This is a genomic window from Patiriisocius marinus (assembly GCF_008974325.1).
Classification (GTDB): Bacteria; Bacteroidota; Bacteroidia; order Flavobacteriales; family Flavobacteriaceae; genus Patiriisocius; species Patiriisocius marinus.
In genome coordinates this window covers 17,581-31,125 of record NZ_BKCG01000014.1, presented here as the reverse complement: position 1 = coordinate 31,125, position 13,545 = coordinate 17,581, and the positions used below count along the sequence as shown (strand labels likewise).

8 protein-coding genes are annotated in these 13,545 nt (G+C 34.8%); 4 read left to right on the top strand and 4 right to left on the bottom strand.

Annotation, left to right across the window (positions count from 1 at the left end; genetic code table 11):
* A partial coding sequence (locus GBH57_RS15700; RefSeq protein WP_151675452.1) for a T9SS type B sorting domain-containing protein occupies nucleotides 1–1,262 on the top strand: 1,262 nt, incomplete at its 5' end.
* Between the two features lie 80 nt (nucleotides 1,263–1,342).
* Here GBH57_RS15700 and pheT read toward each other — a convergent pair.
* Entirely contained in the window at nucleotides 1,343–3,772 is a 2,430-nt protein-coding gene (pheT, locus tag GBH57_RS15695; RefSeq protein ID WP_151675451.1) for a phenylalanine--tRNA ligase subunit beta, read from the bottom strand.
* Between the two features lie 179 nt (nucleotides 3,773–3,951).
* Here pheT and GBH57_RS15690 point away from each other — a divergent pair, with 179 nt between their 5' ends.
* A complete protein-coding gene (locus GBH57_RS15690; RefSeq protein ID WP_151675450.1) occupies nucleotides 3,952–5,199 on the top strand; it encodes a peroxiredoxin family protein in 1,248 nt (415 codons plus the stop codon).
* 6 nt (nucleotides 5,200–5,205) lie between these two features.
* On the opposite strand, the gene GBH57_RS15685 is transcribed toward GBH57_RS15690, so the two are convergent.
* Nucleotides 5,206–6,009 carry a class I SAM-dependent methyltransferase gene (locus tag GBH57_RS15685; RefSeq protein WP_151675449.1) on the bottom strand — a complete coding sequence of 268 codons (804 nt, stop codon included), beginning with the start codon at nucleotides 6,007–6,009 and terminating at the stop codon, nucleotides 5,206–5,208.
* A 219-nt stretch (nucleotides 6,010–6,228) separates the two neighbouring features.
* Nucleotides 6,229–8,334, bottom strand: a complete 2,106-nt coding sequence (gene recG / locus GBH57_RS15680; RefSeq protein ID WP_151675448.1) for an ATP-dependent DNA helicase RecG — start codon at nucleotides 8,332–8,334, stop codon at nucleotides 6,229–6,231.
* 178 nt (nucleotides 8,335–8,512) lie between these two features.
* On the opposite strand from recG, the gene GBH57_RS15675 reads away from it, so the two are divergent.
* Nucleotides 8,513–10,657: a M1 family metallopeptidase gene (locus tag GBH57_RS15675; RefSeq protein ID WP_151675447.1), complete on the top strand. Its 2,145-nt coding sequence runs from the start codon at nucleotides 8,513–8,515 to the stop codon at nucleotides 10,655–10,657.
* A gap of 58 nt (nucleotides 10,658–10,715) precedes the next feature.
* Here the strand turns inward: GBH57_RS15675 and GBH57_RS15670 are convergent, their stop codons facing one another.
* Complete coding sequence (locus tag GBH57_RS15670) at nucleotides 10,716–12,635, bottom strand: T9SS type A sorting domain-containing protein (RefSeq protein ID WP_151675446.1); 1,920 nt, start codon at nucleotides 12,633–12,635, stop codon at nucleotides 10,716–10,718.
* Between the two features lie 225 nt (nucleotides 12,636–12,860).
* Here GBH57_RS15670 and GBH57_RS15665 point away from each other — a divergent pair, with 225 nt between their 5' ends.
* A complete protein-coding gene (locus tag GBH57_RS15665; protein WP_151675445.1) occupies nucleotides 12,861–13,544 on the top strand; it encodes a hypothetical protein in 684 nt (227 codons plus the stop codon).
* The last annotated feature ends 1 nt before the right edge of the window (nucleotide 13,545 follow it).

The window sequence follows — 13,545 nt, the reverse complement described above, 5'->3', positions numbered from 1 at the left end:
TACTCGGTCAGGATATGGTGAACAACGAAGTAAGTTTTTACGAAGACCCAGCCGATGCTTTAGCAGGAATCAATCCAATAGTAGATCCTGTAAACTATCAAAACGTGACGAATCCACAGATGATTTACGTTGGAATTAGAAACAATGCAACAGGATGTTATATAGGAGGCGTACAGTTTTTCAATATAGAAGTTAGAGAAGGCGCAACGGCAACTACTCCAGCGGAGCCTTACACGTTATGTGATACTGAAGGAGATAATGATGGTTTTACAAGTTTCGATTTAACACTTCAAGAATTGTTAGATGAAATTCTAGGAGGTCAAGACCCTATCGCTTATGCGTTGACATTCCACGAGACGTTGGATAATGCAATTGATGGTGCTAACCCATTAGGAGCTAGTTATACGAACATCATTAACCCTCAGATAATTTATGCGAGAGTGGAGAATGTAGCTACAGGCTGTTTTGAGATTGTAGAAGTGATTTTAAAAGTGGAGCAGTTACCAATAGTAACCCTTCCAGAAACATACAGGCTGTGTGTGGATGAAAATGGCTTACCAATACCAGAGGCAGAAGGGGAGCCATCACCACCAGTCATTGAGACAGGATTAGATCCAGCCTTATATACCTTTGTGTGGACAGTAGATGGAGTAGAGATTGTAGGAGAAACAGGAGCTTCAATAGAAGCGTTACAAGGCGGCGTTTACGAAGTTACCATCACCCAATTAGACAGTGGATGTAGTACAACAGTAAGCACAACAGTAACAGTATCACAAGCACCAGTAACTTATGGGTTCACACTCGTTAATGGCGCTTTTGCAGACAATCATACTGTAGCAATAAGTGCAGAAGGATTAGGGGAATACATCTTTAGTATTGATGGCGGACCTTTTCAAGAAAGCAATGAGTTTACAAACGTGAGTCCGGGGACACATACCATTACTATAAAGGATGCCAATGGATGTGGCGAGGTGATGTTTGATATAGGTGTTGTGGATTATCCAGATTACTTTACACCCAACGGAGATTCATATCACGATACGTGGAATATTATCGGAATTGCAGATTTCGATCCTACGGCAAATATTTATATCTTTGATCGCTATGGAAAACTGTTAAAGCAGATAAGTCCAGTAGAGTCAGGATGGGATGGAACCTATAATGGAAACCCATTACCATCGAGTGATTATTGGTTTAGAGTAGAGTACCAAGAAGAAAATGTAACAAAAGAGTTACGAGGACACTTCTCACTAAAACGATAGTTCATTTAAGACTATATATAAAACAAAAAGCACCTTTCGGTTACATACTGAAAGGTGCTTTTTTTATGTAGGATAAAAATCTATCTTAAGCTAGCTCCAAAGTCTTTTTCAAAACGTTGTTGTAGTTTTTGCATTGTTTTGTCAATTTGTTTATCTGTAAGAGTCTTATTTTCGTCTTGTAATGCGAAACTCAAAGCATAAGATTTTTTACCTTCAGGAAGGTTTTTACCTGTGTAAACATCAAATAATTGGACGTCTTTTAGGATAGAACGTTCTGTTTGTAAAGCAGTATTTTTTAAGTCGCCAAATGTAACAGCTTCGTCTATTAATAAAGCGAAATCACGTTTTACTGCTGGGAATTTAGAAATAGGCTTAACAATGGTGTTTTTAGTAGAAACAGAAGCGATTAATGCATCCCAATTAAAATCGGCTACTATAATTTCAGAATCAATACCAAAAGCTTTAGTTACATTTTTCGTTAATACACCAACAACTGCAAGTTTCGTTTTACCTCTTTCTATACTTATTCCTTCAGCAAAAAGATCATCTTTTAGTTCTTTTTCAGAAACTTTATTTATTCCAAAACGTTCAAGAAGGCTCATTACAATACCTTTTCCGAAGAAAAAATCGCTTGGTTTAGATGGATTAGCTGCCCAGTTATCTTCGTGAGTATTTCCAGAAAATAATAATGTTAAGTGATTCTTTTCCTCTCTTTTTTCTGAATAAGAATGGTATGTTTTACCAAATTCAAATATTTTAATATTAGACTGCTTTCTATTTAAGTTGTAAGCAGCAACTTCTAAAGCTCCAAAAATCATACTTTGACGCATAACAGATAGCTCATTGCTTAATGGGTTCAGCATTTTTACATGGTGCTCTTCATTTATCTGTTCTGAAAGTTCTGCGTATTTTGGTGAAGTAAGAGAGTTGTTAAGTATTTCGTGAAAACCTTGAGCAATTAATTGATTTGCTAGTAGGTTTTGTAGTTCATAATCATTAATTCCGGTTGTATTTACGATGGAAGAATTCAGTTTTTCTGAAACTTCAATATTATTATAACCGTAAACTCTTAATATGTCTTCGATAACGTCTGCTTCTCTTGTAACATCATTACGATAGGCTGGAATTGTCATTCCTATACCTGTTTCAGTGACATTGTTTACTTTTATTTCAAGAGAAGAAAGAATGCGTTTGATGATTTCTTTGTCAATTTTAGTCCCTATTAAAGAGTTTGCTTTTGAGTAATTTAAGAACACTTGGTGATCTTCAATTTTTTTAGGGTAGATATCTGTAATATTACTAGTGATAATTCCGCCAGCCAATTCACAAATTAGAATAGCTGCTCTTTTCAAAGCGTACTCGGTAATATTAGGGTCAATTCCTCTTTCAAATCTAAAAGAAGCATCTGTATTAAGTGCGTGTCGTTTAGCAGTTTTTCTAATACTTACGGGATTGAAATAAGCACTTTCTAAGAAGATACTTGATGTTTGATTAGTAACGCCACTATTTTCTCCTCCAAAAACACCGGCAATACACAATGGCTTTTCAGCATCACAAATCATTAAGTCTTCTTCGTGTAGTTCTCTTTCAACGCCATCTAAAGTTGTGAACTTAGTACCTTTCTCAAGAGTTTTAACAATAATTTCATTTCCAGAAACTTTAGAAGCATCAAACGCGTGTAATGGTTGTCCTAGATCGTGAAGTACATAATTAGTGACATCTACTACGTTATTTATAGGTGTTAATCCAATAGCGTTTAATCTATTTTTAAGCCAATCTGGAGATTCTTGAACAACAATTTCACTAATAGTTACACCACAGTAACGAGGTGCTAATTCATTGTTTTTCACTGAAACTTCCATTTTCAGTGTTCTGTTTTCAATATTGAAATTTGAAGTAGAAGGAGTGATTAATTCAATAGGATTGTCTTGTTGGATCAACCCAGCTCTTAAATCTCTGGCTACTCCCCAATGGCTCATTGCGTCAGCTCTGTTAGGTGTTAACCCTATTTCGAAAATAGTGTCATTCTCAATCTTTAAAATTTCAGAAGCAAGTGTTCCGGGAGTAAGTTCGTTATCTAGAACCATAATTCCATCGTGAGATGCTCCAAGGCCTAGCTCATCTTCAGCACATATCATCCCTTCACTTACTTCACCGCGAATTTTACCTTTCTTTATTTGCCAAGGGTTTCCTTCATTGTCATATAATGTTGTCCCAACTGTTGCAACGGGCACTTTTTGTCCTGCCGCAACATTTGGTGCGCCACAAACAATTTGTATAGGCTCATCACCACCAACATCTACTTTAGTTACTTTTAGACGATCAGCATTTGAGTGCTGTTCGCACGATAATACGTGTCCAACTACTATACCTTTTAAACCACCTTTTACCGAAGAGAATTCTTCAATTCCTTCAATTTCAAGGCCTAAATCCGTAAGTAATTCTCCGGTTTTTTCGGCTTCCCAGTCAGTATTAATAAATTGCTTAAGCCAGTTGTATGAGATCTTCATTATAAATTTTTCTTAAAGAATCGCAAAGATAACAATACCTCGCTTTTTTGTAAGTACTTTTAATACTTATAGTCTAATAAGATGGTAGAAATTTTCCATCAAATACAAAAATGAGCAAATAGATCTCTGCTTTAGAGTGCTTACAACAATTTAAACTATTAAAACAAATTTTTTAACCTATGAGGGTTTTTATATTTATTACTATTTCAATGTTGTTTTTTTCGTGTAAAAAAGAAAAATCTATTCCCAAAGAAGGACCGTGGCGTGCTGCTTTAACAATAGATGATGATCACGAAATCCCATTTTTAGTAACTTTTGTAAATCAAGGAAAACTAACTATTATTAATGGTGAAGAGCGAATTGATGTTACAGACATAACGCTTTTTGATAAAGACAGTATTTATATAGAGCATCCAGTTTTTGAAGGAATTTTTAAGGGGAAATATTCAAATAAGTACATATCAGGTGAATTCATTAAACCTAGTTTAGACAGAGTGATGCCTTTTTATATGGTTTTTGGAAATGATGCTCGCTTTAAGCCAACTTCAGCTCCAGATGTAATGATAAGTGGAAGTTGGGAAACTGTTTTTTCTCCTAATAAAAAATCAGATAGATATATTGCAAAAGGGATATTTGAGCAAACAGGTAACAGAGTAACGGGAACTTTTAGAACAACTACAGGTGATTATAGATACCTTGATGGAATTTTGGTAAACGACTCGCTTAAGCTTTCTACGTTTGATGGAGCTCACGCTTTCTTGTTTGAAGCTAAAGTGACTGATAGCACTATGGCGGGTGATTTCTACAGTGGTAATCATTGGAAAGAACCATTTACTGCTACGTTAAATAATGAATACGAACTACCAGCGACAGATTCTTTAACATTTTTAAAAGAGGGTTATGATTCGGTAAATTTTAGCTTTAATGATGTTGACGGAAATACTATTTCTTTAAGTGATACACGTTTTGATAATAAAGTAGTTCTTGTTCAAATAATGGGAACTTGGTGCCCTAATTGCCTTGATGAAACTAAATATTTTTCTGAATTTTATAAGAAACAAAACCCGGAAGATTTCGAAATTGTATCCTTAGCTTTTGAGTATGCAAAAACTGAAGAAAGTGCTTTTAAAGCAATTAATAAGCTAAAAAATAGATTAGAAGTTCCGTACCCAATTCTGTTAGCGCAATATGGAACTAGTAATAAACAAAAGGCAAATGAAAAATTACCAATGTTAAACCACGTGTTGAGTTATCCTACTACCATTTTTATAGATAAAAACAGGAAGGTTCGTAGAATTCACACAGGGTTCAATGGTCCAGCAACAGGAAATGAATACACTAACTTTGTTAAGGAATTTGAAGCCTTTGTAGGTGGGTTGATAATAGAAGAAGCAAATAAGTCAACTTCTGAAACAACTAATGAATAAGCCTGTTTATCTTTTTTTAAGAACCCACATGTCTTGTGGAACCCAATCTTCAGTATCTGAAGAGAATTCTAAATGATCTAAAATTTCGGCATTGCTAAAGAGGTTTTTCACAAAACCTTTAGGGTGAAAAGCAGAGTAGGTACGGTGACCTTCTTTCACGTTTCCGCGAATAATAATTTTGCCTTTGTTATATGAAATAAGTTCGTCTTCAGTAAGTTTTTTTCTGTAGTTGTCACCTTGCATTGTTAAAAACATAACTCCACCAGGTTTTAAAACTCGGTATAATTCAGCATACCACTCATAGTGGGCTTTTTCAGATAAATGCGTAAAAATGGAAATTCCATAAATAATATCGAAAGTGTTTTCTTCGTAAGGAAGAGAGGCCTCAAGAGTGTTATTATTAAAGTGAAACCCTTTTAGGTTTTTAGTATCCCAATCAATAGTTTTGCTGTTGTAGTCAGTGCCATAAAAACTAGAATTTTGCCCCATAAGCGTAGGCAGGTGTCTAATAATTCGTCCAGGGCCACAACCCCAATCAAGTACTTTTTTATCCTCTAAAGTAGTATATTTTTTAAAAATGTCTACCAACCATTTGGCCGATTTTAAACCTCCATTGTAATAGTTGTCGTAATCCATTAAAAACGACTCGTAGATTAAGTAATCTGGTGGTAATACAACGTTTGGATGTGCTTTTTTGAAAGCAGCATTCTTATCTCTGTGCTTAAATCGTTCCACGTAAAACCGCATCTTATCTGCTACATACAATAAGTTTAGTTTTCTGAGAAGTTGTGAAACTTGTGATTTTTTCATTAAAAGGAGTGGTTAATTAACGAGGGCAAATATACTGTGAACTGTAACATAGCATTAGAAAAAGTTAGATTTTTTCTTCGGAAATATGCTTGGGTGAAAATAGGAGGCTGTTTTTAGATTAATCGAGAGGTTTTAAAAAGAGAAAAGAATTGAGAATAGAAGTAAGAATGTTTAACTGAAATAAGAAAGAATTTTAAAGGTTTTAATACAAGCTATTAGCTACGATATATAATTCCATATATTCTTATACTTGGCCATTTGAGCGTAGGTGTCTTTTAATGGCTTGTTTTTCTCTTGTTGCAAAGCAGGGTCTTCTTTCAAAACTTGAAATGCATAGCTTCTGGCAATTTTTAGAATTTCCCCATCTTTTAATAAGTCGGCTATACGAAGGTTTAATACACCACTTTGCTGTGTTCCCATAATATCTCCTGGGCCACGTAACTTTAGGTCTACCTCAGCAATTTCAAAGCCATCGCTTGTGCGAGTCATAGTTTCAATTCGTGTTTTTGCATCTGCAGAGAGTTTAAAACTGGTCATTAATATACAGTAACTCTGCTCAGCACCTCGACCTACACGACCACGTAATTGGTGTAGTTGCGAAAGCCCAAAACGCTCAGCACTCTCAATTACCATTACACTGGCATTTGGAACATTTACCCCCACTTCGATAACGGTTGTGGCAACCATTATTTGTGTTTCACCTTTAATAAAACGTTGCATTTCGTATTCTTTATCAGCAGGTTTCATTTGACCGTGAACAATAGAAATTTGATATTTTGGCTGCGGAAATTCTCTAGCTACACTTTCGTAACCGTCCATTAAATCTTTATAATCGAGCGCTTCACTTTCTTGAATCAATGGATATACAATATAGATTTGCCTTCCTAATTCAATCTCATCTCTAATAAATTTAAAGACTTTTAATCTGTTCGAATCGAAACGATGTACCGTTTTTATATCCTTTCTTCCGGGTGGTAATTCGTCAATTACGCTAATGTCTAAATCACCATAAACACTCATCGCTAAAGTACGCGGAATTGGAGTAGCAGTCATCACTAAAACGTGTGGGGGATATTCATTTTTATGCCACAATTTACTTCGTTGTGCAACACCAAATCTATGCTGCTCATCGATAATTGCAAGCCCTAAATTTTTGAATTTTACCTTATCTTCGAGTAACGCATGTGTACCTATTAAAAGTTGGAGTGAGCCGTCTTCAAGAGCCTTATGAATTACTCTTCGTTCTGAAGTTTTACTTGAACCTGTAAGTAGTGAAACACTGATGTCTAGTTTTTTACACATTTCAGAAATGTCTGTGTAATGCTGGACTGACAAAATTTCAGTTGGGGCCATTAAGCACGCTTGAAAGCCATTGTCTAACGCCATAAGCATTGATAAAAAGGCAACAATAGTTTTGCCACTCCCTACGTCTCCTTGGAGGAGTCTATTCATTTGTGCGTTGCTCCCTAAGTCACTTCTTATTTCTTTTAAAACACGCTTTTGTGCACCCGTTAAATTGAAGGGTAAATGCTCGTTGTAAAAGGTGTTAAAATAGTCGCCAATTGCATTAAAAGGATAGCCTTTAATTTTACTTTTATGTATCAGATTTTTTAAAAGTAATTGAAGTTGGATATAAAATAATTCTTCAAATTTTAATCTGTAAGTTGCTCTAGCTAGTAGGTCACCATTTTCTGGAAAGTGGATATTGAAAATCGCTTTAGATTTTGATACCAACTTTAAACTTTTAATTAATGTGGGAGAAAGTGTTTCAGCAAATTTAGATTGCGTTTCTTTAAAAAGTTGTTCCATCAATCCACTTACAACTCTATTTGTAATTCCGGAGTTTGAAAGTTTTTCGGTGGACGGATAAATGGGTTGTAAAGCTGAGCGTAATTTTTGTTGATGCTCTTTTAAAAGTTCTAGTTCAGGATGTGGAATAGAAAAGCCATTATTGAAATGATTTGCTTTTCCGAAGGCAACATAAGGTACATTTAGTTTCAAATTTTCTTTAATCCATTTATGTCCTCTAAACCATACGAGTTCCATTACTCCAGTTTCATCACGATAGGTTGCAACTAAGCGTTTACCGCGTTTTTGTTCCACCATTTTAATGTGTGTGATTTTCCCAATCACTTGTACATCTGCATTATTGCGCTGTAATTCGGCAATTTTATAATATTTGGTGCGGTCTAAATATCTATTAGGAAATAGATTTAGTAAGTCCTGATAGGTAAAAATCCCTAATTCCTTTTTAAGCAAATCTGCCCTGTTTGGACCAACGCCTTTAAGGTAATCAATGGGAGTTTGCAGTAGATTAGGATTCATACCGCTAAAGTAATTATCAATTGGCAATTAAAAACAACTATTTAGCGTTTTGTTATTCTGAAATATTACGAGCATTATTAAGTAGCCAATTATTGGATAACTAGCATTTCAGAATACATTTTTTGAATTAGTATATTTACAGTCTTCATTATAATTGATAGCTAATAGGAGACCATTTATGCATAAACTTTTATCATTTATATTACTTTTTTGCAGCCCATTAATTTTTGGCCAGCAATTAGAAACAGTAGATTTTACAAAAATCGAAGCTACCATAACACCAGATTTAGCTTCTAAATCTATAAAAGGGACAGTGACAGTTAAGTTTCAGATACTTAAAAATACGAATAAGGTATATCTTGATGCTGTGGATATGTATCATCCCTCGCTAGATGCTTATGAAGATGGCGGGATTGAGGTGTATTATTCTGAACATAAGATTTGGTTACATTCAGATTTTGAAGCAGGGTATGAATATCAAATCACTTTTGATTACACAGCCACACCCAAACAAACACTTTACTTTACGTACGACCAAATATGGACGCAAGGCCAGGGAAAATATACTTCGCACTGGTTGCCTAGCATAGATGATATGAATGATAAAATTGAGTTTGACATTTCGGTTAAAACAACTGATAGTTATACTGTTATATCAAACGGGGTTTTAGCGGAAAGGTTTACACAAGTTGAAAGATTAGCACAGTTTAAGAAAAAGTATCCTTCAGTCGCTATTGATTCGGTTATGAATAAGGAAGGAATAGCTATGAATAATACTGCTGTATATGCATTTAATATGGAGCACCCTATGTCAAGTTACCTTGTTGCTTTTGCCCTCGGAAATTTTAAACAGTTGAAGACTGCTTCTAAAAGTGGCATTCCGTTAGAAATGTACTTTAGACCTGAAGATTCATTAAAAGCAGAACCAACCTATAGGCATACTAAAGTGATTTTTGATTTTTTAGAAGAAGAAATTGGTGTTCCATATCCTTGGCAAGATTATAAACAAGTTCCAGTTAGGGATTTTTTATATGCTGGGATGGAAAATACATCGTGTACCTTTTTTAGTGAAGCCTTTGTGATTGATGAAACAGGATTTAATGATCGTCATTATGTGAATGTAAATGCTCACGAGTTAGCACATCAATGGTTTGGAAATTTTGTAACCGAAACATCAAGTGAGCATCATTGGCTTCATGAAGGTTTTGCAACGTATTACGCATTGCTAGCGGAACGTGAAATTTTTGGAGAACAATATTATTACTGGAAGCTATTTCAATCTGCAGAGCAGTTAAAAGCATTAAGCGATGAGGGTAAAGGACAATCTTTGAGAGATCCTAAAGCAAGTTCATTGACTTTTTATGAAAAAGGAGCTTGGGCTTTGCATGTTTTAAGAGAGCGAATAGGAGATGAAGCTTTTCAAGGAGCTATAAAACGTTACTTGACAGCTAATGCATATAAAAATGTAACTATTGAAGATTTTACAAATGCAATTAGACAGGAAACTACTATTACAATTGACGATTGGGAAAAGGATTGGTTGCAGCAAACTGCTTTTCAAAGTGAGCAGGCATATGCATCCTTAGTAAAGTCTCAGTTTATGAATAACTATTTTGAGATTGCAGCATTAAGAGCTACAGCTATTGAAGAGAAAAGTAAAACATTTGAAAGAGTATTTACTTTTCCGAATGATTATATAGCTCAAGAGGCAGTCTATCAATTAGCACTAGAGCCTATTCAAGAAACGATGGGGCTTTATAAAAAAGCGTTTGATACTAAAAACTTAATGGTGAGACAGGCTATTGTTTCGTCATTTGACAAAAAAATTCCAACACCATTAATAAATGATTTTATGAGTTTGCTTAACGACGACTCATATGTTACTCAAGAGGCTGCAATGTATTTGTTATGGCAAAATAGTAATGTAAATCCAGTTGATGTTTTAAATAAAATGGATGGTGTTGTAGGGTTTCAAAATAGAAATGTTCGTCAACTTTGGCTGGTGCTATCATTAGTAACGGAAGGATATCGAATTGCTGATAAAAAAGAAATGTTAGAAGAACTTAGAAGTTATTCGCATCCAAAATATAGTTTTGAAGTACGAGAGTTGGCGTTTAACTACTTATTTGAAATCAATCAATTTTCGGAAACAGAAATTTTGAATTTAGCTAATGCTATGACGCATCATAATTGGCGATTTAAAAAGTTTTCGCGTGAGTTGATGTTACGCTTAGCAAAGGAAGATGGGTTGAAAATTTCGGTTAAAGAATTACTACCTAAATTTCCAAAAGCGGTTCAAGCTTATTTAGAAGATAAGTTATAAAAAAAGCCCCCACAGATTTCTCTGTGAAGGCTACATTGGCTAGTTAGAATGAAAGAGTTTATTCAACAATGAGGCGTGAAGTCATTGTTTGATTATCTGCTGTTAATACTTTAATCATATACACACCAGAGTTTAAGTTGCTAATGTCTATTTGATGAGAGCGTGTATTAGCAGGAGCGATAATTTGTGAGATATTTTGTCCTGTTAATGTATAGATGTTTATAGTGTTAATGTCACTTTCTAGTAAAGCAATTGTTGCTTTAGATTTAGCTGGGTTAGGAAACACTTGTAATAAACTAGTAGCATTTAATTGTGTTTCTTGAGTTCTTGATGTTCCTAAGGTAGGAGCGTAAGTTCCTAGCCAACTTTTAATCCAAGCTTCATTTGCTTCATTAATGTCAAATTCTAGCGTTGACATTCTGTTATTGTAAATAATTTGGTACGTCAGCCCTTCATCAACACAATCTAAACAACAGCTAGGAGTCGTCATCCCAATTAAATACAGTGTATTTTGCTCAAAGTTGTAATTAGGGAATGTTGTTGTAAGGTTCCAAGGATTGCTTCCGCTAACATCTGGAATTGGTGATGGGTTAAATATATTAAAGCCAGTATTGTTACCCCAAGCATACGGTTGATTAAAGTCTATTTGATAAGTTCCACCTGTAAAACCTGATAGTGTAATTGCATACCAGAAATAAGGTTCGTCACAAGTATCTTGGTCGTAAGGAAGAGCATCGTCGCTTGTTGAAATTGTATTAATAGATGCTGTAACTTGTTGTGGATTTCCTTGATGTAATACTGAAATAGCTAATTCAGGATCAATTAATTCGCTTACTGCTATATCGTCAATAGCAAGGTCATTACCATCGCCTAAACCATCTTCTTTTAATGTAATACTGAAATCCATATCTTCATCACCTCTAAAGCAGAAACTAACAGTTTGCCATGCACAAGGATCGTTAGGGTCCACATTAATTGTTGCAGTTTCAGAATAACCAGTATTTGTTGTGATTTCTATTTGTGGAAGTATATCAAAAGTACACTGAGGCATATTTTTAAAGTTTGCACAAAAACGGTATTCTTTTTCTGGATCAAGATTTAATGATTTTTTCCAAACCATACTTTCACTACCTGAAGCTTGTGTTGTTTTACCATTTACTACTAAATATTTGTTGTTTGAATTGTATAAAGAAGGATCTTCACAGAAAGAATGATCTGTAACTGATGCTCCAAAAGCTGCAGCAGAGTTTGTTACATCATATTGTCCTGGTAATGTTGCTCCGTTTTGAGTATAATCACTAGTAAAACCAGTATCACCATACTCAAAGTTTCCATTTTGAACTAAGTTTTCGCTTTCATCACAGCAGAAAGCTCCATCTTCAGAGATGCTATTAGCTTCTGTAATGCAAATGTCATCAATTGATAAGTCAATTCTACAGTTATTAGCAGCTTGGTATGGGAAAATCCAAATGTTAGAAGCATTTACAGTAGGTGTAAACTGAACCGATACGGTTGACCAGCCACCTAAATATGGGCCAGAATTGCTTTGGAAAATAACTTCACCGTTAGGAGAGGCGGTTACACCTCCGGGCGAATTTGAAGCCATTACATTAATAATTGAAGTAATTCCAGTGTTTTCACAACTTACATTACCGTCTGTTGCGCGAACTCTAAATGAGATGTCATAAGTTACACCAGTAACAAAGTTAAAGCCACCAGAAATAGCTTCACCAGTTCCTTGAGTTGACCACATCCAAGCATAAGGAGAGGATGGAAGGCCAAAAATTTGAGGACTACCTCCAGCTACTGACCAGTTTTGTAAACAAGTTGTATTGAAGTTACTGCATGTGGCGTTAAATTCTCCGTTGATTAATAAATTATCTGGGCAGGTAGTATCTTGTGCAGTTGAGTTAAAGGAGTTAAACATTATTGCAAAAAGCATTAATGTTGCTTGTCTAAAAAAAATATTTGTTTTCATAATTGACAGTTTTTAAAATACCTACTCTGTTATTTGGCTTTTCGGTTTTCGCCTTGCAATTGTTCGTTAATATTGCTGAAGCAAAGATGAAATGAGATTGAAGTAAATTTCTCAGGTTTATAACTGAAATGTGCTAGGGTAAATCGCTAGTTAATTAGGGGTAAATGCCCCTTAGATTGTTAATTAAGCTTTTTATATTTACAGATAACTTAAAATCAACTAAATATGAAAAATCTAAAACAAACCTTCAAAGTAATCCTCATTTTAGGGGTGTTTTCATTATTAATGGTATCGTGTCTTAACGACCCACAAACAGGTGCTCCGCCTACTGAAGACATTGTTCAGCCAGATAATATTATTCCAGTTAGTCAAGCAAAAGAAATGTATGACGAGTACACAGAAAAGAAAGTTCCGCTTCTAAGTCAAATTGAGCCAAATAACGGTTTAGAATATCATCCAACTCGTTATATCGAATATTCACTTGAAGATTTAAAGCACTATATTGATTATATCGAAAGTGAATCTGAGAAAGCAAAAGTTGATATTTCAGGAGTTCGTATTTATTTAGGAGCTTATCCTGATGCTGATAAATTTAATTCAGGTGGGAAAATTAAATATCCAAACCAAGAATCAATATTAATTACTCCTATCGCTAAAAACAATGGTGAAGAAATGGCATATTTTACACGTAGTAATAAGGTGGGAGGAGAGCGTTATCCAGTTTTTACAAAGGGATTAGGGAAAGAATTATTAACAGTAAATGGGTTTAGAACACGTAAAATGAACACAGGATCCATGTTACCTTTTCTTACAGTTCAAGATACAACTGAAGATAGAAGTTTAACAATGAACAGAGGTTTTGTTGTTCCACCACCAAAGAATGATGATGACTTTAATTCACAAAACTAAT

Coding starts and splice junctions, on each gene's coding strand:
- recG (WP_151675448.1), bottom strand. CDS start 8,334: ATGAATCCTAATCTACTGCAAACTCCCATTGATTACCTTAAAGGCGTT.
- pheT (WP_151675451.1), bottom strand. CDS start 3,772: ATGAAGATCTCATACAACTGGCTTAAGCAATTTATTAATACTGACTGG.
- GBH57_RS15690 (WP_151675450.1), top strand. CDS start 3,952: ATGAGGGTTTTTATATTTATTACTATTTCAATGTTGTTTTTTTCGTGT.
- GBH57_RS15665 (WP_151675445.1), top strand. CDS start 12,861: ATGAAAAATCTAAAACAAACCTTCAAAGTAATCCTCATTTTAGGGGTG.
- GBH57_RS15670 (WP_151675446.1), bottom strand. CDS start 12,635: ATGAAAACAAATATTTTTTTTAGACAAGCAACATTAATGCTTTTTGCA.
- GBH57_RS15675 (WP_151675447.1), top strand. CDS start 8,513: ATGCATAAACTTTTATCATTTATATTACTTTTTTGCAGCCCATTAATT.
- GBH57_RS15685 (WP_151675449.1), bottom strand. CDS start 6,009: ATGAAAAAATCACAAGTTTCACAACTTCTCAGAAAACTAAACTTATTG.